At 67.6% G+C, this 22,568-nt stretch carries 25 protein-coding genes and 1 pseudogene; 21 read left to right on the forward strand and 5 right to left on the reverse strand.

What is annotated here, in order from left to right:
- Nucleotides 1-147 precede the first annotated feature (147 nt).
- The 5 genes and pseudogenes from JOY88_RS22020 (at nt 148) to JOY88_RS22045 (ending at nt 3,550) form a co-directional block, all read left to right on the forward strand.
- Complete coding sequence (locus JOY88_RS22020) at nt 148-459, forward strand: nucleotidyl transferase AbiEii/AbiGii toxin family protein (RefSeq protein WP_293504836.1); 312 nt, start codon at nt 148-150, stop codon at nt 457-459.
- Between the two features lie 78 nt (nt 460-537).
- Nucleotides 538-924: an IS66-like element accessory protein TnpA gene (gene tnpA, locus JOY88_RS22025; RefSeq protein WP_293504794.1), complete on the forward strand. Its 387-nt coding sequence runs from the start codon at nt 538-540 to the stop codon at nt 922-924.
- A complete protein-coding gene (tnpB, locus tag JOY88_RS22030; protein WP_293504795.1) occupies nt 921-1,268 on the forward strand; it encodes an IS66 family insertion sequence element accessory protein TnpB in 348 nt (115 codons plus the stop codon). Before tnpA ends, tnpB begins: the two co-directional genes overlap by 4 nt.
- 83 nt (nt 1,269-1,351) lie before the next feature.
- A pseudogene (tnpC, locus tag JOY88_RS22040) lies at nt 1,352-2,952 on the forward strand (IS66 family transposase).
- A gap of 34 nt (nt 2,953-2,986) precedes the next feature.
- On the forward strand, nt 2,987-3,550 hold the full coding sequence (locus tag JOY88_RS22045) for a plasmid pRiA4b ORF-3 family protein (RefSeq protein ID WP_293504797.1): 564 nt from the start codon (nt 2,987-2,989) through the stop codon (nt 3,548-3,550).
- Between the two features lie 387 nt (nt 3,551-3,937).
- Here the strand turns inward: JOY88_RS22045 and JOY88_RS22050 are convergent, their stop codons facing one another.
- The 3 genes from JOY88_RS22050 to JOY88_RS22060 all read right to left on the reverse strand — a co-directional run bounded on the left by JOY88_RS22050 (nt 3,938) and on the right by JOY88_RS22060 (nt 5,452).
- Nucleotides 3,938-4,069: a hypothetical protein gene (locus JOY88_RS22050; RefSeq protein ID WP_293504798.1), complete on the reverse strand. Its 132-nt coding sequence runs from the start codon at nt 4,067-4,069 to the stop codon at nt 3,938-3,940.
- Nucleotides 4,070-4,130: 61 nt separating this feature from the next.
- Complete coding sequence (locus JOY88_RS22055) at nt 4,131-4,526, reverse strand: nucleotidyl transferase AbiEii/AbiGii toxin family protein (RefSeq protein ID WP_293504799.1); 396 nt, start codon at nt 4,524-4,526, stop codon at nt 4,131-4,133.
- Nucleotides 4,523-5,452: a type IV toxin-antitoxin system AbiEi family antitoxin domain-containing protein gene (locus JOY88_RS22060; RefSeq protein ID WP_293504800.1), complete on the reverse strand. Its 930-nt coding sequence runs from the start codon at nt 5,450-5,452 to the stop codon at nt 4,523-4,525. Before JOY88_RS22060 ends, JOY88_RS22055 begins: the two co-directional genes overlap by 4 nt.
- Nucleotides 5,453-6,000: 548 nt before the next feature.
- Between JOY88_RS22060 and JOY88_RS22065 the strand changes: the two genes are divergently transcribed.
- The 10 genes from JOY88_RS22065 to JOY88_RS22110 all read left to right on the forward strand — a co-directional run bounded on the left by JOY88_RS22065 (nt 6,001) and on the right by JOY88_RS22110 (nt 13,971).
- Nucleotides 6,001-6,231, forward strand: coding sequence for a type II toxin-antitoxin system VapC family toxin (locus tag JOY88_RS22065; protein WP_367269830.1), 231 nt, complete (start codon nt 6,001-6,003; stop codon nt 6,229-6,231).
- A 181-nt stretch (nt 6,232-6,412) separates the two neighbouring features.
- Nucleotides 6,413-8,623, forward strand: coding sequence for a heavy metal translocating P-type ATPase (locus tag JOY88_RS22070; protein WP_293504801.1), 2,211 nt, complete (start codon nt 6,413-6,415; stop codon nt 8,621-8,623).
- A complete protein-coding gene (gene ccoS / locus JOY88_RS22075; protein WP_293504802.1) occupies nt 8,623-8,772 on the forward strand; it encodes a cbb3-type cytochrome oxidase assembly protein CcoS in 150 nt (49 codons plus the stop codon). The genes JOY88_RS22070 and ccoS overlap by 1 nt, the downstream gene beginning before the upstream one ends.
- 46 nt (nt 8,773-8,818) lie before the next feature.
- Entirely contained in the window at nt 8,819-10,264 is a 1,446-nt protein-coding gene (gene ccoN, locus JOY88_RS22080; RefSeq protein WP_293504803.1) for a cytochrome-c oxidase, cbb3-type subunit I, read from the forward strand.
- A gap of 10 nt (nt 10,265-10,274) precedes the next feature.
- On the forward strand, nt 10,275-10,898 hold the full coding sequence (gene ccoO / locus JOY88_RS22085) for a cytochrome-c oxidase, cbb3-type subunit II (protein WP_293504804.1): 624 nt from the start codon (nt 10,275-10,277) through the stop codon (nt 10,896-10,898).
- A 12-nt stretch (nt 10,899-10,910) separates the two neighbouring features.
- A complete protein-coding gene (locus JOY88_RS22090) occupies nt 10,911-11,042 on the forward strand; it encodes a cbb3-type cytochrome oxidase subunit 3 (RefSeq protein WP_293504805.1) in 132 nt (43 codons plus the stop codon).
- Nucleotides 11,039-11,956, forward strand: coding sequence for a cytochrome-c oxidase, cbb3-type subunit III (gene ccoP / locus JOY88_RS22095; protein ID WP_293504806.1), 918 nt, complete (start codon nt 11,039-11,041; stop codon nt 11,954-11,956). Before JOY88_RS22090 ends, ccoP begins: the two co-directional genes overlap by 4 nt.
- 5 nt (nt 11,957-11,961) lie before the next feature.
- Nucleotides 11,962-13,398, forward strand: a complete 1,437-nt coding sequence (ccoG, locus tag JOY88_RS22100) for a cytochrome c oxidase accessory protein CcoG (RefSeq protein ID WP_293504807.1) — start codon at nt 11,962-11,964, stop codon at nt 13,396-13,398.
- A gap of 16 nt (nt 13,399-13,414) precedes the next feature.
- Nucleotides 13,415-13,681 carry a hypothetical protein gene (locus tag JOY88_RS22105; protein ID WP_293504808.1) on the forward strand — a complete coding sequence of 89 codons (267 nt, stop codon included), beginning with the start codon at nt 13,415-13,417 and terminating at the stop codon, nt 13,679-13,681.
- Nucleotides 13,678-13,971: a hypothetical protein gene (locus JOY88_RS22110; RefSeq protein WP_293504809.1), complete on the forward strand. Its 294-nt coding sequence runs from the start codon at nt 13,678-13,680 to the stop codon at nt 13,969-13,971. Before JOY88_RS22105 ends, JOY88_RS22110 begins: the two co-directional genes overlap by 4 nt.
- Here the strand turns inward: JOY88_RS22110 and JOY88_RS22115 are convergent.
- The gene (locus JOY88_RS22115; protein ID WP_293504810.1) at nt 13,934-15,265 is read right to left on the reverse strand and encodes an NAD(P)/FAD-dependent oxidoreductase; all 1,332 of its coding nucleotides are present in this window, start codon (nt 15,263-15,265) and stop codon (nt 13,934-13,936) included. The genes JOY88_RS22110 and JOY88_RS22115 overlap by 38 nt on opposite strands.
- Nucleotides 15,266-15,419: 154 nt before the next feature.
- Here JOY88_RS22115 and JOY88_RS22120 point away from each other — a divergent pair, with 154 nt between their 5' ends.
- From JOY88_RS22120 to JOY88_RS22140, 5 genes are all read left to right on the forward strand, one after another.
- On the forward strand, nt 15,420-16,940 hold the full coding sequence (locus JOY88_RS22120; protein WP_293504811.1) for a sensor histidine kinase: 1,521 nt from the start codon (nt 15,420-15,422) through the stop codon (nt 16,938-16,940).
- A complete protein-coding gene (locus JOY88_RS22125; protein ID WP_293504812.1) occupies nt 16,930-17,382 on the forward strand; it encodes a hypothetical protein in 453 nt (150 codons plus the stop codon). Before JOY88_RS22120 ends, JOY88_RS22125 begins: the two co-directional genes overlap by 11 nt.
- A gap of 10 nt (nt 17,383-17,392) precedes the next feature.
- Nucleotides 17,393-18,799, forward strand: coding sequence for a sigma 54-interacting transcriptional regulator (locus JOY88_RS22130; protein ID WP_293504813.1), 1,407 nt, complete (start codon nt 17,393-17,395; stop codon nt 18,797-18,799).
- Nucleotides 18,800-18,998: 199 nt separating this feature from the next.
- The gene (locus JOY88_RS22135; protein ID WP_293504814.1) at nt 18,999-19,328 is read left to right on the forward strand and encodes a BON domain-containing protein; all 330 of its coding nucleotides are present in this window, start codon (nt 18,999-19,001) and stop codon (nt 19,326-19,328) included.
- 302 nt (nt 19,329-19,630) lie between these two features.
- Nucleotides 19,631-20,032 carry a DUF6088 family protein gene (locus tag JOY88_RS22140; protein WP_293504815.1) on the forward strand — a complete coding sequence of 134 codons (402 nt, stop codon included), beginning with the start codon at nt 19,631-19,633 and terminating at the stop codon, nt 20,030-20,032.
- A 274-nt stretch (nt 20,033-20,306) separates the two neighbouring features.
- Here JOY88_RS22140 and JOY88_RS22145 read toward each other — a convergent pair whose 3' ends face one another.
- On the reverse strand, nt 20,307-21,068 hold the full coding sequence (locus JOY88_RS22145; protein ID WP_293504839.1) for a fumarate/nitrate reduction transcriptional regulator Fnr: 762 nt from the start codon (nt 21,066-21,068) through the stop codon (nt 20,307-20,309).
- Between the two features lie 107 nt (nt 21,069-21,175).
- Between JOY88_RS22145 and hemN the strand changes: the two genes are divergently transcribed.
- Nucleotides 21,176-22,558, forward strand: coding sequence for an oxygen-independent coproporphyrinogen III oxidase (gene hemN, locus JOY88_RS22150; RefSeq protein WP_293504816.1), 1,383 nt, complete (start codon nt 21,176-21,178; stop codon nt 22,556-22,558).
- The last annotated feature ends 10 nt before the right edge of the window (nt 22,559-22,568 follow it).

Below are 22,568 nucleotides of genomic sequence, written 5' to 3' on the forward strand. Positions count from 1 at the left end.
TGCATGACTACGTAGATAGTTCATTGACATCGCAAATTCAAGCGAATTACATGGGTACAAATACCTAGTCATCTGCCCAAGCAAAAGCGGCCTGCCTCATAGAGAGAACAGGCCGCTTGGCGGGCTTGGGGTGCGGGGAACTTCAGAATAGCCAACGAGTTCAAGAGGCTCAATGCGGGGCAGTCTGCCAAGGCAATCCAGATCGACTGCAGCTTCAATGAATGGGCGTCAGATGTCGAAGAGGGCGATGTCGACGGAGGCGTGTTGGCGATGTATGCCTACCATGACCTCATCGCCGAAAAGCTTCGATCCGTACTTCAGCAGCCGATCCGCAATCGCGCCCGATTTCAGGACATCTATGACCTATGCCTGCTCTTGGACTGCATCGACTTCAACGACGAGGACAGGTCCCTCGTGCTCAGCAAGCGTAATAGTCCGACGAAGGCCGTCCTTGCCTGACCCGCTGACAGCGGGAAGCATCTGACCCGAACCGCAGACCCGCTTGGAGGTGTGCGCGATGAGGAGATGGTGCACACCATGAAGAGTGAGGAGGCCGCTGGGAAGCGGAGCCGGCGGCAGCACGATCGGACGTTCAAGGAAGACCTCGTGCGGCAGAGTTTGGAGCCCGGGGCGTCCGTCTCGGCGATCGCGCTACGTCACGGCATCAACGCCAACATGCTGTTCAAGTGGCGCAGGGAGCTCGTTCAAACCGACCATGTGCCCGCCGCGTCCACCGTGCTGTTGCCGGTGGCGGTGGTGCCGCCATCTGAAGTCGTCACCGTGCCCGCGCCGATCGAGCCTACAACGCCAGCGCCGTGCGGCGTCATTGAGATGGAGATCGCCGACGTGCTGCTTCGACTGCGTGGCGCGGTGGACGAGGCCAGCCTGTGCAGCGTCCTGCGCGCGCTGCGCCAAACGCGATGATCGGCCCGCGTGCCGGCACCCGCGTCTGGCTGGCCGCCGGCATCACGGACATGCGCTGCGGCATCGACTCGCTGGCGGCCAAGGTTCAGACCGTGCTGGCCGAGGATCCCTACGCGGGCCACGTATTCGCCTTCCGTGGCCGCCGGGGCGACCTGGTCAAGCTGTTGTGGAACGACGGCGACGGCATGTGCCTGCTGACCAAGCGCCTGGAGCGCGGCCGCTTCGTCTGGCCACAGGCCACCAGTGGCAGCGTGTCGTTGAGCGTGGCGCAGTTGTCGATGCTGCTGGAGGGCATCGATTGGCGCAAGCCCGAGCGCACCTGGCAGCCGCGCACGGCGGCGTAAGGCGTCACTGCAAACCGAGTCGAATCGGTTGACGGGGCATGTCCCGTTGTGAGGGACACGGCCCGCGATGCACAGTGGCACCCATGAACTTGGATGAAGCCCTGCATCGCAACGCCGAACTCGGCGTCCAGGTGCAGCGCTTCGAGCAGGACCTCAAGCTCGCGCAACTGACCATCGAGAAGCTCAAGGTCGAGATCGCCTACCTGCGGCGTATGAAGTACGGCAGCTCCAGCGAGAGGCTCGAACACGCGCAGCTCGATCTGCGGGGCGGCGAGATGGCGCCGGCCGTGACGCCGGAGCCACCCGGCACGAACAACGTCAGCTCGCTCGATGAACAGCGCCGCAAACGCGCGCGTCGCACGCCGCCGAGCGGCCGAGGCTTGCCGGAGCATCTGCCGCGCCGCACTGTCGTGCACCTGCCGGCTGGCCACCAAGCGAACTGCGGCTGCCCGGCCTGCGCCTGGCGCTGCGCGAGATTGGCCAGGACGTCAGCGAAGTGCTGGACTACGAGCCCGGCAGCTTCCATGTCGTGCGCCACGTGCGCCCGAAGCTGGCCTGCCGGGGCTGCCAGGACATCAAGCAGGCCGCAGCACCTGGCCGACCCATCGATCGCGTGATGGCCGGTGCCGGCATGCTGAGCCACGTGCTCGTCAGCAAGTATTGCGATCACACGCCGCTGTACCGCCAGGCGCAGATCTACGCCCGCGCCGGCCTGGACCTGCACCGCTCGACGCTGACCGACTGGGTGGCGCAGGCCGCGCATCTGTTGAAGCCGCTGGCCGAGGCCATCGGCCGCTACGTGCTGAGCGCCGGCAAGGTCCATGGCGATGACACGCCGATCCGGGCACTTGGCGGCAAGGGCGGCAAAGTTCACACCGGCCGACTGTGGGTCTATGTTCGCGATGACCGCCCGAGCGGCGACGAGGCGCCTGCGGCCGTGTGGTTCCAGTACTCGCCCGACCGCAAGGGTGAGCACCCGGCCAAACACTTGAGGAAGTTCAGCGGCGTGCTGCAAGCCGACGCGTTCGCGGGCTACAACGCCCTCTATGCCGACGACCGCGAAGGCGGCCGCATCATCGAAGCCGGATGCTGGAGTCACGCGCGCCGCAAGCTGTGGGACATCCACGTGCGACAGCACAAGTTGCCCGGCACCCTGGCGCATCAGGGACTGCAGCGCATCGGCGAGCTGTACAAGATCGAGGCCGAGATCCAGGGTCGAGCGCCCGATGCGCGAAGACGAGTGCGACGACTCAAGACTGCCCCCTTGCTCAAGGAACTGCGGGAATGGATGGATGCGACGCTGGCCCAGGTCTCGGCCAAGTCGCCGATGGCGCTGGCCATCGGGTACTCACTGAGCAACTGGACGGCGCTGACGCGCTTCGTCGACGATGGCCGTATCGAGGCGCACAACAACGCGGCCGAGCGAGCCCTGCGCGGCGTGGCTCTTGGCAGGAAGAATTACCTGCACCTGGGCTCCGACATCGGTGGCGACAGCGCCGCGGTGATCTACACGCTCATCGGTTCGGCCAAGCTCAACGGCATCGATCCGCAGCGCTACCTGGCCCATGTGCTGGAGCGCATCGCAGAGCACCCGATCAACCGCATCGATGACTTGATGCCGTGGGTGGTTGCTCCTCAGCTGCGAGCGGCGTGGCAGTCGACACCACTGGCCGAGGCGGCCTGAACCTACAGCACCTGGTGGCCACTAAAGTGCCGCCATGAGCACGACATCCCCCGCCGAAGAAAACCTCCACGCCTGGCAGCTGTACGTCGAACTCGAAGACGTGCATCCGAAGGTGTGGCGCCGCTTGCTGGTGCCATTGACGGTGGACCTGTCACGCCTGCACGTCATGCTGCTGTGGGGCGCCGGGTGGGATGGCGGCCATGTGCACGAGTTCATCTTCGGCCACGACCACTACGGGGCGACGGAGCCAGGGCGGGAGTTCCCCGACGACCTGATGCCTGAAGAGGATGTGACGCTGAGCGAGGCGCTGGGCCGGCGCAAAAGCTTCCAGTACCTCTACGACTTCGGCGATGCCTGGTGGCACAAGGTCAAGGTCGAGCGGATCGTCAGGCTGGATTCGCCGATTGACCGCGCGCAGTGCATCGCTGGCCAGAACGCATGCCCACCCCAGGACGTCGGCGGCGTGGGGGGCTACGAGGAGTTCCTCGAAGCGCTGGCCGATCCGGCTCACCCGGAGCACGAAGCCCTGAAGAAATGGATTGGCCGCCCCTTCGATCCTCGCGCCTTCGACGTCGACGAGATCAACGCCCGCGAGTGAGCGCGTCAACAACGGCCGTCACCGGACTATTACCAGCAAGCTGATGGCAGCCTCAGAGGACCGCCAGGTGCCAATGGACCCTGCGGCTATGCGAAGCGAACAGTTGCGAGAGTTGTCGCAGCGTGAATACCCGCAGGTGGTGGCGCTCATTGCCTCGGAACCCCCACCCTTCAACGACGCCTACGGCCGGGTGCAAGCGTTTTATGAGAGCTTGCCTTGGCCCCGCAAGGACACCTGATGATTGCATCGGCCGATGCCAAAAGCCGGTTCCAAAATCGCTTCCGCATCTCCCCCTAGCGCGCTAGAAAAATCAAGGGGTTGGAACGCCAAAATCGACGCGCCCTGCGGAAACGATTTCGCATCAAGCCATTGATTCACAACGATTTTTCAGAAGCCTTCGAAACCGGCGACCACCTCATCAGGCAGCGGTGCGTCAAGGTCCGTGGGAACGGTCAATTTTCCTTTGAGCAGGCCAAACTTGATGCGCCGCTTCGGCGCCTCCAGCGTAGTGATGCGCACGGGAGGCTTCCCGCCAAGTGCTTGAATCAACAGGGAAACTCGGCCGGAGGCTCGAGGAACTTCAGGCTATTGCTCGGTTCGCGTAGCCGATCTTCATTTGCAGAGTCGCAAAGAGGCTGTCCTGCTTCTTGGGGTTCAGGGCATGCGATTGCAGCGCTATTGCCAGACCGTAATCGTTGTCGATGCTGACGAGTTCAAGTGCCTGTTTCACCTGGGTAATGAAGGTCGGAATGTCTACGTCCTGGAGCTTCTGCTGCGTCGAGAAGTCCACGTCCTTGGTGAAGCGTGAACTTTGATAGCGGATTGCCAAGAGGATGCCGCCCTTCATGACCATGATCGGCGCGAGCTTCTCCGAGTGGGCAATGGCCCGAAGAATCAGGTGCACAGCCTGACGGAATTCGCGGCGGCCAGGTTCCGTCTCTGCGTCCACCCAGGCTTGTAGGTCAAGTTTGCTCATTCGGCGAGAACCGGAACGTTGATTGACAGGGCCCAGCGCTCTGAGAACTCGGGGCTATATTCGACCGTTGCGTCCAACTTCCGAGACCCGCCGCGCTGGGCGAACGCTGTCCAAGCGTCGATTCTGGGATCGCTGAGGTTGCAGATTGACTCAAGAATCCATCCTGCGCGGACCTTGTCGATGGGTTTGCCATGCTGATCGAGTTCGTCAAGAATGAGGCGCAGCGACTGCTGTGCATGCTCCTTGTAGGTCTGCAATACGTGGCTGATGCCGCCGCATAGCTGAGGGTCGCGCAGCATGTCCAGGAAGGTGCGCCCGCGCGTAGCAACTCGAATGTGCTGATCCTTGAAGCTGCGATAAGCGCCTAGGTGAAGACTGGTGAATTGATGGACAGACTTGCCCAAAAGTTTCTCTGGCTTGGAGCGTTGGAGTGGCGGCAGCCCCGCAGCGACGTAGTCTGAATGCTCCTCCCCCAGGTCCTTGCGCATTTGCTCTGTGGCGAACTGCTTCCAAGGCCCTTGAGCGGGAGCTGAGACATACAACTGCTCCGGCATGCGGTCCGTTAGCCCGTGAAACTCCATCGCGCTTAGGTGGGAGATGTAGCAGAAGGGATCGGCTGCACAGGCCAGCACCTTCGCATCACTCACGCTTGCGCCGATGAGCAGATAGACGGATGCGCCCGTGATGCCCGGAATAGGGCGCAGCACGCCGTTGTCCAACATCAGTTGCTGGAAGCGTCGGAATGAACCCCAATCCAACTGAGTTTTGTGTGACCGTAGAGGCACGCCGTGAAGCTCGGTGTGCTTGCACAGCTCCCAAGCTGCGAGAGCAAGTTCGTAGACCGAAACAGTAGGGCGACCACGTTCACCCAGAACTTGCCCTAAGGCGGCGGGAATCGTGATGCGTTTATGTTCTTCTTTGACCATGGCAGGATTTCACTAAGTGCAGGCGTAATGAGTTGCCACACGGCGCACTAGGCTTCGTCCTCAGGACGAAGCCTAGTGCGCCTGATGACCGCTGTCAATCGGTGATTGACCGTGTTGAGCCGTTGCGGATGCATCCAGGAATTCAAAGTTGTTGTGTTCTCTGCTATGCTGCGTCCTTAGGACGCAGCATAGCAAAAATCGTTGCAAACGACAAGCTGGCATTTGTTGGGTGCCCAGCCGCTTCATGAATGAACGTAGAAACTGTTCATTGACTACAGTACAATACGTCCTTAGGACGTATTGTACTGTAGTCAATAACGGGCTGCATCTAATGGGGCAGATGAGAGCCCCGCCTTGAGGCCAAGCGGCCGGAGCGGCAAGGCTGCATACGGTGCAGCGCCGATGCCCATCAACGCCCTGACAGGGGCTTGAGACAGTGGATTGGCGCCTTGTTGGCCTGTGGAGCTCAAAAACGTGGAGCAATTTCGGGGCGTTTGTCGCGCCACGGCATATGTTGAGAGCCTTCCTATACTGTCATCAAGGCCCGCTTGGGCAAGATTGACGCGGACCCACGTGAGCTGGCTGCCGCAATCGACGCAAGCGGGTTTCTGGAGCTTCCCGTGAGCGCAGCTCATGCCGCAGAGGTGGCCATGCTCGAACTTCATCACAGCGACCCATTCGACCGCCTGCTGGTCGCTCAAGCGCTGGTGGAGCCACTCAAGCTCGTGACGGTCGACGAGGTGCTGGCCAAGTACAGCGACGTCGTTCTCCTGGTCTAAGGACCGGCGCAGGAATCGCCGCTTGGCGAGCGCCCGAGACGCGAGCGCCGACTTGTCTCCTCGACCGCCGCTGCAGACCTTGGGGCACCAGCGCAGCAAGACCCATCTCGGCGTCGCGGGATTTGCGCCTGACTTGATTCATGTCATGCGCCGCCGGCCGCGTGCCGGCTAGATTGGCGGCGTGAGCGCTACGCCCCCCAGCCTGCGCGCGGCCGATGCCGACGCCAGGCTTCTTGCCCCCTTCACGGCCTGGCCCGACGGCCCGGCCGGGGCGGCGTTGTCGCAATTCCAGGTGGCCGGCATGCATTGCGCTGCCTGCTCCGGCATCATCGAGGCCGCGCTGCTGAAGCTGCCGGGCGTCGAGGCGGCCAGCGTCAACGCTGCGTCCGCCCGGCTGGCACTGCGCTGGCAGCCGTCGCGCGTCGCGCTGGCCGACCTGCTGGCCGCGCTGCAGGCCGTCGGCTACCGTGCCACGCCCGATGTCGCCGCGCCCGCGCGCGAGATGCGCCGCCTGGAGAGCCGGCAGGCGCTGTGGCGGCTGTTCGTCGCGGGCTTCCTGATGATGCAGGTCATGATGCTGGCTACGCCGGCCTATGTGGCCGCGCCGGGCGAGCTGTCGCCCGACCTGGACCAGCTGCTTCGTTTGGGCAGCTGGGTCATGACGCTGCCCGTGATGGCGTTCTCGGCAGGGCCGTTCTTCAGCGGTGCCTGGCGCCAGCTGCGTGCCCGGAGGCTGGGCATGGACGTGCCGGTGGCCATAGGCATTGCCGTCACCTTCGTTGCCAGCACCGGGGCGCTGTTCGACCCGGCCGGCCCGCTGGGCCACGAGGTCTACTTCGACTCGCTGACGATGTTCATCGCGCTGCTGCTGCTGGCGCGCTGGTTCGAGCTGGGGGCGCGGCACCGCGCCGCCGAGGCGCTGGAGGCGGTGGCTGGCGCGCTGCCGGCGGCGGCCGAGCGGCTGCATGACGACGGCAGCAGCGAGCGCGTGCCGCCCGAGGCGCTGCGCCCGGGTGAGCGCATCCGTGTGGCGGCGGGCGAGGCCTTCGCCGCGGACGGCCGCATCGTCGAGGGCCAGGGCTGGGTCAACGAGGCGTTGCTGACGGGGGAGTCTGCGCCGGTGGCCAAGGCCGCGGGCGACGAGGTCGTGGCCGGCAGCCTCAACCTCGACGGCGTACTGGTCGTGACCGTGCAGCGCGTGGGCGCCGACACGACGGCCCAGGGCATCGTGCGGCTGATGCAGCAGGCGCAGAGCCAGCGGCCGCTGGCCGGCGGCATGCTGGACCGCGTGGCCGCGGGCTTCACGGCCAGCGTGCTGCTGCTGGCGCTGGCGGCGGGCCTGGCCTGGTGGTGGATGGAGCCGTCGCGCGCCGTCGCCGTGGCCGTCGCCGTGCTCATCGTGACCTGCCCCTGCGCCCTGACGCTGGCCGCGCCCGCCGCCTGGCTGACGGCCAGCGGCGCGCTGGCGCGGCGCGGCCTGCTGCTGGCCGACCTGTCGGCGCTGGAGCGCCTGTGCACGGTGGATACCGTCGTCTTCGACAAGACCGGCACGCTCAGCGAGGACCGCCTGCGGTTGCGCCGGCATTGGGTGCAGGGCGCGGAAGGCGCTGACGCCGACGGGCTGCTGGCCGCCGCGCGCAGCCTGGCAGGGCTGTCGCGCCACCCGCATGCGCAGGCGCTGGCCGACGGCAGCGGGGCTGGCGCCTGGACCGCGGTGCGCGAGGTGGCGGGGCGCGGCGTCGAGGCCCGCGACGCGGACGGGCGGCTGTGGCGCCTGGGCGCGCCGGCCTGGGTTGGCGAGCGGCCCGACGTGCAAGCGCGGCTCGCCTTCGGCAGTGGCGACTGCGTGTTGTGGCTGGACCTGGCCGAGGCGCCGCGGGCCGATGCCGCCGAGGCGGTGGCGGCGTTGTACGGCCAGGGCCGGCGCGTGCGCCTGCTGTCGGGCGACCAGCCCGCGGCCGTCGCGCGCATGGCCGCGCAGCTGGGTATTGACGACTGGCGCGGCGGTGCGACGCCCGAGTCCAAGCTGGCCGCGCTGCGCGACTGGCAGTCCCGCGGTGAGCGGGTGCTGATGGTGGGCGACGGCATCAACGACGCGCCGGTGCTGGCCGCGGCCGACGTGCGCGTCGCGATGGGGCAGGGCGCCATGCTGGCGCGCAGCGCCGCCGATGCGTTGCTGGTGTCCAACCGGCTGATGGCGCTGCCGCAGGCGCTTGCGCTGGCACAGAAGACCCGCCGCGTGCTGCGCCAGAACCTGGCCTGGGCCGCGCTCTACAACCTGGCCTGCGTACCGCTGGCACTCGCGGGCTGGCTGCCGCCGCTGGCGGCCGGCCTAGGCATGGCCAGCAGCTCGCTGTTCGTCGTGCTCAACGCCCAGAGACTGAATCGCTGATGGACATCCTCTACCTGCTCATCCCGTTCTCGGTGGTCCTCGTGCTGCTCATCGTGGCCGTGTTCGGCTGGGCCGTGAACTCTGGGCAACTCGAAGACCTCGCGCGCGAGGGTGAACGCATCCTGCTTGACGAGGATCAAGGCACGTAGGCCCGAGGGCACGAAGAATGGTTCGCATCAGACTGAAGGAGTCGCGATGGCGAACGAAAAAGCCCTGGCCACCGGGGCGGCATACGAGGACGGACCGGTACGCGCTTTTGCGCTGGCCGCCGTGCTGTGGGGTGTGGTGGGCATGCTGGTGGGAGTCGTCATTGCCGCCCAGCTGGCATGGCCTGACCTCAATCTGGGCATTCCCTGGCTGAGCTACGGGCGGCTGCGCCCGCTGCACACGAATGCCGTCATCTTCGCCTTCGGCGGCTGCGCGCTGTTCGCGACCAGCTACCACGTGGTGCAGCGCACCGGCCAGACGCGGCTGTTCGCGCCGGGCCTGGCGTGGTTCCACTTCTGGTGCTGGCAGCTGGTTGTCGTGGCCGCGGCCATCACGCTGCCGCTGGGCATCACGCGCGGCAAGGAATACGCCGAACTGGAGTGGCCCATAGCCGTGCTGATCACCATCGCCTGGGTGGCCTACGCCATCGTCTTCTTCGGCACCGTGGGGCGCCGCAAGATCCGCCACATCTACGTGGCCAACTGGTTCTTCGGCGCCTTCATCATCGCCGTCGCGCTGCTGCACCTGGTCAACGGCGCGGTGCTGCCGGTCAGCTTCTGGAAGAGTTATTCCGCCTACGCCGGCGTGCAGGACGCGATGGTGCAGTGGTGGTACGGCCATAACGCGGTGGGCTTCTTCCTGACTGCCGGCTTCCTCGGGATGATGTATTACTACATCCCCAAGCAGGCCGAGCGGCCCGTCTACAGCTACCGCCTGTCCATCGTCCACTTCTGGGCGCTGATCTTCACCTACATGTGGGCGGGTCCGCACCACCTGCACTACACGGCGCTGCCGGACTGGGCGCAGAGCGTGGGCATGATCTTCAGCCTGGTGCTGCTGGCGCCCAGCTGGGGCGGCATGATCAACGGCGTCATGACGCTGTCGGGCGCCTGGCACAAGCTGCGTGACGACCCCATCCTGAAGTTCCTCATCGTCGCACTGTCGTTCTACGGCATGTCGACCTTCGAGGGTCCGATGATGTCGATCAAGACGGTCAACGCGCTGTCGCACTACACCGACTGGACGGTGGGCCATGTGCACAGCGGCGCGCTGGGCTGGGTGGGCCTGATCTCCATGGGCTCGCTGTACCACCTGATCCCGCGCATGTATGGCCGCACCGAGATGTACTCCAAGCGTGCCATCGAGCTGCACTTTTGGATCGCGACGCTCGGCATCGTGCTCTACATCGCCGCGATGTGGATCGCCGGTGTCATGCAGGGCCTGATGTGGCGCGCGGTCAACCCCGACGGCACGCTGGTCTACACCTTCGTCGAGAGTGTCAAGGCGACCTGGCCCTTCTACGTGATCCGCCTGGGCGGCGGCCTGCTCTACCTCGCCGGCATGGGCGTCATGAGCTGGAACGTCATCAAGACGGTGCAGGCCGGCCACGTGCAGCCTGCGCGCATCCCGACCGCCGCGCTGGCCCACGCCTGAAGGAGATTTCATGAGCAACAACACCCAAGCCGTCTCCGGCCACCAGCGCATCGAGACCAGCAACCTGCTGATGATCGTGCTGGTGCTGCTGACCGTGCTGGTCGGCGGCGTCGTGGAGATCTTGCCGCTGTTCTTCCAGCGCTCCACCACGCAGGCTGCGCCCGGTCTCAAGCCCTACACGGCGCTGCAACTTGCCGGGCGAGACATCTACCTGCGCGAGGGGTGCTACAACTGCCACTCGCAGATGATCCGCCCGCTCGCCGCCGAGACGCTGCGCTATGGCAAGTACTCCACCGCGGGCGAGTTCGTCTACGACCACCCCTTTCAGTGGGGCAGCAAGCGCACCGGTCCCGACCTGCACCGCGTGGGCGGCAAGTACAGCGACGACTGGCACCGCATCCACCTGAACAACCCGCGCGACGTGGTTCCCGAGTCCAACATGCCCGCCTACTCTTGGCTTGAGAAGTCGCCCGTGGACGCAGCCGGCATGCCGGTGCGCCTGGCCGCGATGCGCACGCTGGGCGTGCCCTACACCGAGGACGAGATCAAGTCCTCGGCCCAGGACGTGGCGGGCAAGACCGAGCTCGACGCGCTGGTGGCCTATCTGCAGGTGCTCGGCACCGCGAACAAGTAAGGAGCCCGGACCATGGGCATCAACGAACTCCGTGTGGCCGTGACCCTGGTGTCGCTGGCCGTCTTCGTCGGCATCATCGCCTGGGCCTGGCGCGGCCGCTTCGACGATGCTGCGCGCCTGCCGTTTGAAGGAGACGAGCAATGAGCGACTTCTTCAGCAGCGGCTGGTCCCTCTTCGTCGCCATCGCCACCATCGGCGGCCTGGTTCTGTGCGGCATCCTTCTCATCGTCGCGAGCCGCCGCCAGGTCATGGCCGCAGACAACACGACGGGCCATGTCTGGGACGAGGACCTGCGCGAGCTGAACAACCCGCTGCCGGCCTGGTGGATGGGGCTGTTCGTGCTCACCATCGTCTTCTCGGGCGTCTACCTGGCCCTCTACCCGGGCCTGGGCAGCGAGGCCGGCAAGCTGGGCTGGACCAGCCTCGGCGAGCATGCGGCCGACACCGCCAAGGCGCGCGCCGCGATGGCGCCGATCTACGCCGCTTTCGATGGGATGACGCCCGAGCAGCTGGCCAGGGACCCCAAGGCCCATGCCATCGGCGAGCGGCTGTTCGCCAACAACTGCGCGCAATGCCATGGCGCCGACGCCAAGGGCTCCAAGGGCTTCCCCAACCTGACTGACAACGACTGGCTGTGGGGCGGCACGCCCGAGGCCATCACGGAGACCATCACCAAGGGCCGCGAAGGCAATATGCCGCCCATGGCGGCGGCGGTCGGTAGCAGCGAGGACGTGCGCAACGTCGCCCACTATGTGCTGTCGCTGTCTGGAAGCCCGCACAACCCGCTCTACGCGCAGCTCGGCAAGCCCAAGTTCGTCGTCTGCGCGGCCTGCCACGGCCCGGGCGGCCAGGGCAACCAGGCCCTGGGGGCGCCTAACCTCAGCGACAAGATCTGGCTGCACGGCTGGGGCGAGGAGGCTGTCATGGCCATGATCAACAACGGCAAGCACAACGTGATGCCGGCCCATGGCGAGCGCCTGACGCCCGAGCAGATCCGCGTGCTGGCGGCCTATGTCTGGGGCCTGTCGCAACCACAGAGCGTTGCTGCCGCCCGTTGATCCCGATGCCCGATTCAACCGCGACCGGCCCGGGTGACGCCACCCAGGTCATCCGTCTCTACCGGTCGGAGGACAAGATCCATCCGCGAGCGGTGGACGGCTTCTACGCCCGCTGGCGCTGGGCCTTCGTCGCGCTGACACAGGCGGTGTTCTACGGCCTGCCGTGGCTGGCCTGGGGCGACCGGCAGGCCGTGCTTTTCGACCTGGAGGCCCGGCGCTTCTACATCTTCGGCCTAGTGCTCTACCCGCAGGACTTCGTGTACCTCACGGCCCTGCTGATGATCTCGGCCTTCGGCCTGTTCCTGTTCACCGCCGTCGCCGGACGGCTGTGGTGCGGCTTTGCCTGCCCGCAGACCGTCTACACCGAGATCTTCATGTGGGTGGAGCACTGGTTCGAGGGTGACCGCAATGCGCGGCTGCGGCTGACCAAGGCGCCCTGGTCCCTGGACAAGCTCTGGCGCAAGACCGGCAAGCAGCTGGTCTGGATCGCGTTGGGCCTGTGGACCGGCTTCACCTTCGTCGGCTACTTCACGCCCATCCACGTGCTGGCCCGCGAGGTGCTCGCCTTCGGCCTGGGGCCGTGGGAGAGCTTCTGGGTGCTGTTCTACGGCTTCGCCACCTACGGCAACGCAGGCTACATGCGCGAGCAGGTCTGCAAGTACATGTGTCCCTACGCGCGCTTCCAGAGCGCGATGTTCGACCGCGACACGCTGATCGTCAGCTACGACCCGGTGCGCGGCGAGCCGCGCGGCAACAACGCCAAGCGTGGCAGGAAGGGCGAGGCGCGCGCCACCCCGCTGGGCGACTGCATAGACTGCGGCCTGTGCGTGCAGGTCTGCCCCACCGGCATCGACATTCGCGACGGCCTGCAGTACGAATGCATCAGCTGCGCCGCCTGCGTCGACGTCTGCAACGGCGTCATGGACAAGATGGCCACGCCGCGCGGCCTGATCCGCTTCGACACCGAGAACGGCCTGGAGCAGCGCCTGAGCCGCGCCCAGCGCTGGCGGCGCGTGCTGCGGCCGCGCGTGCTGATCTACACCGGCGTGCTGCTGCTCATTTGCACGGCGCTGCTTTGGAGCCTGGCGTCTCGACATGGTTTTCGCGTCGACGTGGTGCGCGACCGCGCCGCTCTGGCCCGCCTGGTCGAGGACGGCTGGGTGGAGAACGTCTACCGGCTGCAGGTCATGAACGCGACCGAAGCGCCGCAGCAGTACCGCATCGAGGCCGACGGCCTGCCCGGCCTGGTGCTGACCCGGGCCACGACCGTGGACCTGGGCCCGGCCGAGGCACGCTGGGTCGCGGTGGCACTGCGCATGCCCCCGGAAAGTGCCGGCCGGCTCAAGCCCGGTGCCCACCCCATGCAATGGCGCGTCAGCCGCATCGGTGCGGGTGCCGGCGAGAGCGTCGTCGAGAAATCCACCTTCGTGCTGCCGCGCTGACGGCGAGGAGAAGCCCATGTCCGCAGTGAAACCCGAATCCGCCTGGCGCGAGCCCATGGTGTGGCTGGTGGCCGGAGGCCCGGCCGCCGTCGTCGTCGCCAGCTTCCTGACGCTGGCGCTGGCGATCAAGCATCCCGACCCGCCGCTGGACCTGCATCCCACGGCGCAGCGCGCAGCGGACGACGCCGAGCCGGCCGACGTGCGTGCGCAGTCCGGCGACATGCCGGCAATGCTGGGCCGCAATCACGCCACGACCGGCACTGCCGCCGGAGCCAAGCGGTGAACGGCGGGCCCGGCCCTTCGCGCATCGCGCGCTTCGCGATGGCGGCGGCCTGGTCGTCCTTTCTCGCGGCTGGCGTGCTGGAGCTGCTGGTGTTCGCTGTGGTCGACCCCGGCGAGCTGCGCTGGTTCGGCGCCACGCCGGTGGCGCTGTCGGTGCAGGCTGTCTACACGGTCGGCTTCCTGATCTTCTGGGGCGTGAGCGCGCTGGGCGCCAGCCTGGCACTGCTGCTCGCCAGCCTGCCGGCGGACGAGGTCAGGCCTGCAGCTCGCGCGCCGGGCTGGCCTCGCTAGGATCTGCTGCGCTGTCCGCCACGACGCGCGCATGCCGGTCATGGGTCCAGTAGGCCCAGGCCCAGTCCAGCAGCACGACGAAGCGGTTGCGGAAGCCGATCAGGAAGTACACGTGGGCGAACAGCCAGAACAGCCAGGCCGGATAGCCTGAGAAGCGCAGCGGACCGGCCGGCGTGCCGAGGTCGACGACGGCGCTGTTGCGCCCTATGGTGGCGAGGTTGCCGTAGTCGCGGTAGCGGAAGGGCAGGGCGGCCTGGTCGCGCAGCCGGCGCACGATGTTGGCCGCGGCGTGGCGGCCCATCTGCTTGGCGCCGGGTGAGACGCCGGGTACCGCCTTGGGTTCCCGGCCCGGCACATGGCTGTGCGCGGCGGCGAGGTCGCCGATGACCTGGATGGCGGGGAAGCCCGGCACGCTCAGGTCAGGCTCGACGACGACACGGCCGGCGCGGTCCAGCGAGCAGCCGGTGGCCTCGGCCAGCGCTTGGCCCAGCTTCGAGGCGGCCACTCCGGCGGCCCAGACGATGCAGCGGCTGTGCAGGCGCTCTGCACCGGCGGCTGTCGTGATGTCCAGCCCGTGAGCATCGATGCCGGTCACGCGGGCACCCAGGCGTACCTCCACGCCCAGCGCCGCCAGCTGCTCGCGGGCGCGCTCGCTCAAGGCCTCGGGCATGGCCTGCAGCACGCGTGGACTGCCCTCCACGAGCAGCACGCGCGCCTGGCGCGGGTCGATGCGGCGGAACTCGCCGGGCAGCGTGTGCCGTGCGATCTCGGCGAAGGTGCCGGCCAGCTCGACGCCGGTGGGTCCGCCGCCGACGACGACGAACTGCAGCAGCGCCGCCCGCATCGCCGGGTCATCCTCGCGCTCTGCGGCCTCGAAGGCCAGCAGCACGCGGCGGCGGATCTCGAAGGCGTCCTGCAGCGTCTTCAGGCCCGGCGCGAACGCAGCCCAGTCGTCGCGGCCGAAATAGCTGTGGGTGGCGCCAGCGGCGACGATAAGGTGGTCCCAGCGAAGCTGCGAGCCGTCCTCCAGCGTGGCCGTGCGGGCCCGGGCGTCGAGGGCGACGACCTCGCCCAGCAGCGTCGTCACGTTGGGCTGGTGCCGGAACAGGTGGCGGATGGGCGCCGCGATGGACGGCGCCGACAGCCCCGCCGTGGCCACCTGGTAGAGCAGGGGCTGGAAAAGGTGGTGGTTGGTCTTGTCGACGACGGTGATGTCGACGTCGGCGGCACGCAGCGCGCGCGCCGCCTCCAGGCCGCCGAAGCCGCAGCCGATGATGAGGACTTGGGGACGCATGGGACCATCCTACGCCTTGGAATGCTGCGCCGCAGCATCGGCGTATTGCCCCTGGGCGGAGCCCGGTTGCCTGGCGCTGCAAAGACGGCCTGCTCCTACGCGGTCAGCGCGGCCGTCCTCCTAGGATGCGGCGCGTCCGCGCGCGCCTTCCTCGATGCCCCAGCCCCACCTCGCCACCGCCTCCTCGTCGATCGCTGCGACCGCGTCCCAGTCTTCGCCGGATCCGGCCCGCCCGCGCGCCGGCCGGCTGCGTGGCCTGTCCTTCCACCAATGCCTGCTGGCGGCCTTCCTGCTCATCACGGCGGTGCTCGGTGGCGCGGCGGCGCAGGCGATGTTCGCCCTGGAGCACGTCGCGCTGCAGGGCCGGCAGGCCTCGCAGGACGCCGCCGGACTGAGCGCCCAGGTGCAGCGCCTGGCCGAGCGTACCGTGGCCATGGAGCGCAGTGCACGCCAGTTCCTGGTGCTGGACGACATCAGCCTGCGCGACCGCTATCAGGCCGCCTGGGCCGACGCCCGCGCCACGCAGGCGGCGCTGGTCCAGCTGATGGGCGATGCGGCCGCGCAGCCCTTGCTGGCCGAATGGATGAGCCAGGCCGAGGCGGCCTGGGAGGTGCTGCAGGGCACCGGCCCGGCGCTTGCCCGTGGCGCCGCGCTGAAGCAGCTGACGCCGCTGTTCGTCCGCCTGCATCGCCTCAACGAGCTGCTGGCCGAGCACAGCCAACTGGCCATGGACCGGCGCGGTGACGCCGTACTGGCGGAGCTGGAGCAGCAGCGGCGCCTCATCAGCGGCCTGGTGCTGGGCGCCATCGCGCTGGCCGGCCTGCTGGCCCTGGGCTTCGGTCATTGGCTGCTGCGGCCGCTGGCCCATGTGGAGGCCGCCATAGGTCGCATGGGCGACAACCGTCTCGACGAGCCCATCGCCATCGGCGGTCCGGCCGACCTGCGCCGGCTCGGCCGCCAACTGGACTGGCTGCGCCAGCGGCTGGTGACGCTGGAGTCCGACAAGACGCGCTTCGTGCGCCACATCTCGCACGAACTGAAGACGCCCATGGCCTCCATCCGCGAGGGTGCAGCGCTGCTGCGCGACGGCGTGGCCGGGCCGCTGACGCCGGACCAGTCCGAGATCGTGCGCATACTCGGCGACAACAGCATGGCCTTGCAGCGCCAGATCGAGGACCTGCTGAGCTACCAGACGCTGGCCTCGGACTCGCAACAGTTGCAGCGCTGTGCCACCGACCTGCCGGCGCTGCTGGCCCGCGTCGTCGACGACCAGCGGCTGCTGTGGCAGGCGCGCGGGCTGGACGTGCGCGTCGAGTCCCGGCCCTGCACGGCCCTCGTCGACGGCGAGAAGCTGGGCATGGTGCTGGCCAACCTGCTCGCCAACGCGGTGCGCTTCAGCCCGCCGGGCGGGCGCATCACGCTGGCGCTGGAGCAGGGCGACGGCAAGGTCCGCATCGATTGCGCGGACGCCGGCCCCGGCGTGGCTCCCGAGGATTCCGGCCGCGTCTTCGATCCCTTCTACCAAGGCCGCAACCAGGCGCCCGGCGCGCGCCGCGGCAGCGGCCTCGGCCTGTCCATCGTGCGCGAGATCGTGCAGGCGCATGGCGGCAGCTGCCGCCTGCTGCCCGCTGAGCGCGGCGCCCATTTCCGGATCGAGATTCCCCATGCGACCTGAGCGACGACTGCCCATCCTGGCCCTGCTGCTGCTCGCGGCCTGCCAGACCCCGGCCCCGCTGCCGGAGCCGGCACCGCCGCCACCCCTGCCGGTCTGCCCCGCGCCGCCGCCGGCGCCCGAAGCTGGGGACTTGCAGGCCTTGCTGGCCTATGCGCAGGACTTGCACAAGGCCCTGGCCTTCAGCCAGGGCCGCGGCGGCGCCGAACTGGCCCAGGCCACGGCGCAGCTGGAGCTCGCCGCCAGCGCGACCGAGCCGCAGATCGAGCCGCTGAAGCCGCTGGCCACGCTGCTGGCGGCGCGCCTGGCCGAGCAGCGCCGGTTGCAGGACAACGTCGACAAGCTGACCCAGCAACTGCGCGACAGCCAGCGCCGCAACGAGCAGCTCAATGAAAAGCTTGAGGCATTGAAAGCCATCGAGCAGACCCTCCCCGTCAAGCGCTGAAGAGTCCCACATGACGACCCAAGCCACCCTGCTGCTGGTCGACGACGACGCCGACCTGCTGCGCCTGATGACGATGCGGCTCAGCGCCGCCGGCCACGTGGTTCAGGCCGTCTCCAGCGCCGAGGCTGCGCTGGCGCAACTCGCCGTTCGGCTGCCGTCGCTCGTCATCACCGACGTCCGCCTGCCGGGCATGGACGGCCTGGCGCTGTTCGACGAGGTGCGCGCCCGCCACCCGTCGCTGCCGGTCATCCTGCTCACGGCCCATGGCAGCATTCCCGACGCGGTGGAGGCGACGACGCGCGGCGCCCATGCCTACCTGACCAAGCCCTTCGATGGCCAGGAGCTGATGGCCAAGATCAACCGCGCGCTGCTGCTCAACGCACCGGGCCCCGCGGCCTTCGATGGCGACGGCGCCTGGCGCCGCGAGATCATCAGCCGCAGCCCGCGCATGGCGGAGGTGCTGGCCGAGGCGCGGCTGGTGGCGGCCACCGACGCCAGCGTGCTGATCGCCGGGGACAGCGGCACCGGCAAGGAGTTGCTGGCCCGAGCCATCCACAATGCCAGCCCGCGCGCGGCGCGGCCCTTCGTCGCCGTGAACTGCGCGGCAATTCCCGAGGCGTTGCTGGAGTCCGAGCTGTTCGGCCACGTGAAGGGCGCCTTCACCGGCGCGCAGGGCCACCGCCAGGGTCTGATCCCGGCCGCGCAGGGCGGCACAGTCTTCCTCGACGAGATCGGCGACATGCCGCTGGCGCTGCAGGTCAAGCTGCTGCGGGTGCTGCAGGAGCGTGTGGTGAGGCCCGTGGGCAGCAACGAGGCGGTGGTGGTGGACGTGCGCGTGCTTTCAGCCACCCATCGGGACCTCGATCTGGCGATGGCCGAGGGGCAGTTCCGCCCGGACCTCTTCTACCGGCTCAACGTCGTCAAGCTCGGGCTGCCGCCGCTGGCCGAGCGGCGCGAGGACATAGCGCTGCTGGCCCAGCACTTCCTTCTGGCGTTGGCCCAGCGACACCGCAAGCCGGTCAAGGGCTTCGCGCCCGAGGCACTGGAGGCGCTGGTGACGGCGCCCTGGCCAGGCAACGTGCGCCAGCTCTACAACGTCGTCGAGCAGGTCTGCGTGCTGGCCACGGCGGCGCTGGTGTCGCTGGCCCAGGTGCAGCGCGCGCTGCAGATGCCGGCGGCCGAGGTGCTGAACTACCAGCATGCCAAGCAGCGCTTCGAGCGCGACTACCTGAACCAGCTGCTCATGCTCACGTCCGGCCATGTCGCCGAGGCGGCGCGGCTGGCCGATCGCAACCGCACCGAGTTCTACCGGCTGATGCAGAAGCACGGGCTCGATCCGCAGCTGTTCCGCGGCGATGCGCCGGGGGCGGCGTCGGATTCCGGCGACAGAAAACTGTCAGGCGAATCAAGCACTTAGCAGGCTGTGCCGCCGGGCTGTCGCCACCCGGCGACAAAAACGCTCCGCGCCACCGGCCCAGCTGCGCACCGGGCGCGCGACGCGACCTCAAGTGATTGATGTGCAACGGATTTCCGTAGCTGGCACGGCTGTTGCGTAGAACTGGTCCGTGGTGCCATCCGGCATCGCTTCCGTTTCAAGCATCTTCAGGAGATCTGCCATGCAACAAGCATCCACCATCGCCCGCCTGCTGTCCGCCGTCCTGATGGCGACGGTCGCCACCGTGTCGTTCGCCGCCGAGCCCGTTGCCGCGCCAGCCCAGCAGGCCGCGCCGGCCAGCGACGACGCGGCCGTCGCCGCCCAGGCCGCTGCGGCGCTGCAGCAGGACAAGGATCTGCAGGCCCTGCCGCTGACCGTCAGCAGCGCAGGCGGCGGCGTCATCGTCGTGAAGGGCGCAGCGCCCAGCGCCGAACTGGCGCAGAAGGCCATCAAGCTCGCGCAGGCCGTGCCGGGCGTGAAGGAAGTGCGCAACGAGATCAAGGTCGGCTGACCCCCGCCGCCCTTCGATGCCCTGGCCCTGCGAGCCCCCGCAGGGCCTTTTCGCTTTGGGGCTGGCAGTATCTGGCTGGTGCACAAGGATGCAGAAAACATCCTGTAAATCAATTGGTCATTGGATATTTTGTGTCGCGGCTCAGGGCTTTGTGCAGCGGGCTGTGTTCGTCGCGGCTTTGGCTGGGGGCGGTCGTTCGCTGTCTTGCTAGGTCGGTGAGCGCTTGTTACGCGATTAAATTGTTATTAATCAATGGTTTATGGGTCGTGTCATACTTAGGTCGACAAGCGGAATCTGCAGCCATGTACATCGTGAACCGCCTCAGGCGCTCCCTGGCGAATCGCAACGCCGATGTCTTCCTGCGCGCAGAGTTCGACTCCTTCGGGAGTACTGCGCAAGTCAATCGAGCGCTCGCTGAGCTTCGGAACAAGGGTGTGCTGGTCAAGCTTGGGGTCGGTGTGTACGCCAAAGCCAAGCCAAGCGTGCTTTCCGGCAAGCCGATTCCGGTGAAGCCGCTCGAGGTCTTGGCGCCAGAGATCCTGAAAAAGCTCGGTGTCCAGACGTGCCAGTCGCGTCAGACTCGCGATTACAACGCGGGCATCAGCACCCAGATTCCCTCTGGCGTCGTCATCAACACAGGCAAACGCCGCATCCAGCGCAAGTTGGGCTTTAACGGCAGGCTGGTTCAATACGAGCGGGCATGAGGGTGCTTGCGAACGATCGCGTCGAGCTGATCGAAGCGCTGGTTGCCGAATAGGACCTCGGCGGCATCACCATGTCGCTGCTTGAGAAGGACGAACACCTGACGGACGCTCTCCGTGCTGTATTTGCCTGGCACTTCGGATGCGCAGAGCCGCATTTCGATGAGGCCTTCGCTTCATTCCAAGAGGTTGCAAGTCGGCTACTGGCTGGCCGATATGCGGCGCAATGCTGCGAGCGTCGCCGTCGCCCTCGGGGCAGACCGGGCGAAGGCCCGCCTCAACAAGCGCTGTTGTTTACCAGCGCCTGCAGCCCCGCCTGATCGAGGATGCGCAACTGGCGCTGCTTGACCTCCATCAGCCCATCCTCCTGGAACTTGGAGAAGGTGCGGCTGACGGTCTCCAGCTTGAGCCCCAGGTAGCTGCCGATCTCCTCGCGCGTCATGCGCAGCACCAGGCTGGACGACGAGAAACCGCGCGCCTGCAGGCGTTGCGTCAGGTTCAGCAGGAAAGCCGCGAGGCGCTCCTCGGCGCGCATGTTGCCCAGCAGAAGCATGACGCCATGGTCGCGCACGATCTCGCGGCTCATGATCTTGTGGAACTGATGCTGCAGCACAGTGAACTCGCGCGACAGCTCCTCCAGGTCACGGTACTGGATCACGCAGACGGAGGAGTCCTCCAACGCGACAGCGTCGCAGTGGTGGTGGTCGCTGCTGATACCGTCCAGCCCCAGCAGCTCGCCGGCCATCTGGAAGCCGGTGACCTGGTCACGGCCGTCCTCGCTGCCGATGCGGGTTTTGAAGAAGCCGGTGCGCACAGCGTACAGCGCCTCGAAGCGGTCGCCGTTGCGGAACAGGTGGTCGCCGCGCGGCACGCTGCGGCGCTTCTCCACCAAGCCGTCGAGTCTCTGCAGCTCGGCCGGGTTCAGGCCCACGGGCAGGCAGAGTTCGCGCAGGTTGCAGCTGGCGCAGGCCACCCGCAGCGGCTCCAGCGTGGCGGAGCAGGGCCGTGCCGGCCTCTCGGCGGAGGTCGGCACGCTCATCGGACGAGGCGGTGTGGTCAGCATGAAAGGCATTGTTTGCGGCGGCACCCGCCATGGCCTTGACCTGGATCAACGCCCGGCCCGGTGGGCGCCGGCACAGTGGCAGCATGCCTGCTGTCACAGACCGCCCCATCGACGCCGACCTGCTGCGCCGCCACGACGTCGCCGGCCCGCGCTACACGTCCTATCCCACGGCCGACCGCTTCGTCGAGGCCCACCAGGCGCCCCAGCATCTGCAGGCGCTGCGCCAGCGCGGCACGCTGCAGCCGCTGTCGGTCTATGTTCACATCCCTTTCTGCGAGCAGCTCTGCTACTACTGCGCCTGCAACAAGATCATCACCAAGCACCATGAGCGCGCCCAGCCCTATCTGGCGGCCCTGGAGGTGGAGATGGACCTCGTTGCCGAAGCGCTGGGCGGCCCGGCGCCGGTGTCGCAGCTGCACCTGGGGGGCGGCTCGCCGACCTTTCTCTCGGACACCGAGCTGACGGGGCTGATGGATGCGCTTAGGCAGCGCTTCAAGCTGCTGCCGGGTGCCGAGCTGTCCATCGAGGTGGACCCGCGCACGGTGGATGCCTCGCGGCTGGCGCATCTGCGCGCGCTGGGCTTCAACCGCCTGTCCTTCGGCGTGCAGGACTTCGACCCCTCCGTGCAGAAGGCCGTGCACCGGGTGCAGCCGCTGGCGTCCGTCGCGGCGCTGATGCGCGCCGCGCGCGAGCTGGGCTTCGCGTCCATCAGCGTGGACCTGATCTACGGCCTGCCGCTGCAGACCCCGTCCTCCTTCGCCCGCACCATCGCGCAGGTGGCCGAGCTGCGTCCGGACCGCATCGCGATGTATGCCTATGCCCATCTGCCGCAGCGCTTCAAGCCGCAGCGCCGCATCGTGGCCGAGCTGCTGCCGCCAGCCGGCGACAAGCTGGCCATGCTGTCCGGCGCCATCAGCGCGCTGCTGGGCGAGGGCTACGCCTACATCGGCATGGACCATTTCGCGCTGCCCGACGACCCGCTGGCCGTCGCCAAGCGACAGGGCCTGCTGCACCGCAACTTCCAGGGGTATTCGACGCAGCCGGACTGCGACCTCGTGGGCCTGGGCGTGTCGGCCATCAGCCGCATCGGCGCCACCTATGCGCAGAACGCCAAGACGCTGGTCGAGTACGACGACACGCTGCGCCAGCGCCAGCTGCCTGTACAGCGCGGACTGGCGTTGACGCGCGACGACCTGCTGCGCCGCGCCGTCATCATGGCGCTGATGTGCCAGGGGCGGCTGGAGTTCGAGTCCATCGCCGCGTCCTACCTCGTCGACGTGCCCGGCTATTTCGCCGCCGAGCTGGCGCGGCTGGCCCCGCTGGCGGAGCAGGGTCTCGTCATCATGGAGCCGGGCGCCATCCAGCTCACGCCGCTGGGCTGGTACTTCGTGCGCGCCGTCGCGATGGTGTTCGACCGCTACTGCCAGAGCGACGCCAGCCGCGAGCGCTTCTCCAAGATCCTCTGAGGCGGCATCC

The organism is Roseateles sp., from assembly GCF_019237615.1.
Taxonomy (GTDB): domain Bacteria; phylum Pseudomonadota; class Gammaproteobacteria; order Burkholderiales; family Burkholderiaceae_C; genus Pelomonas.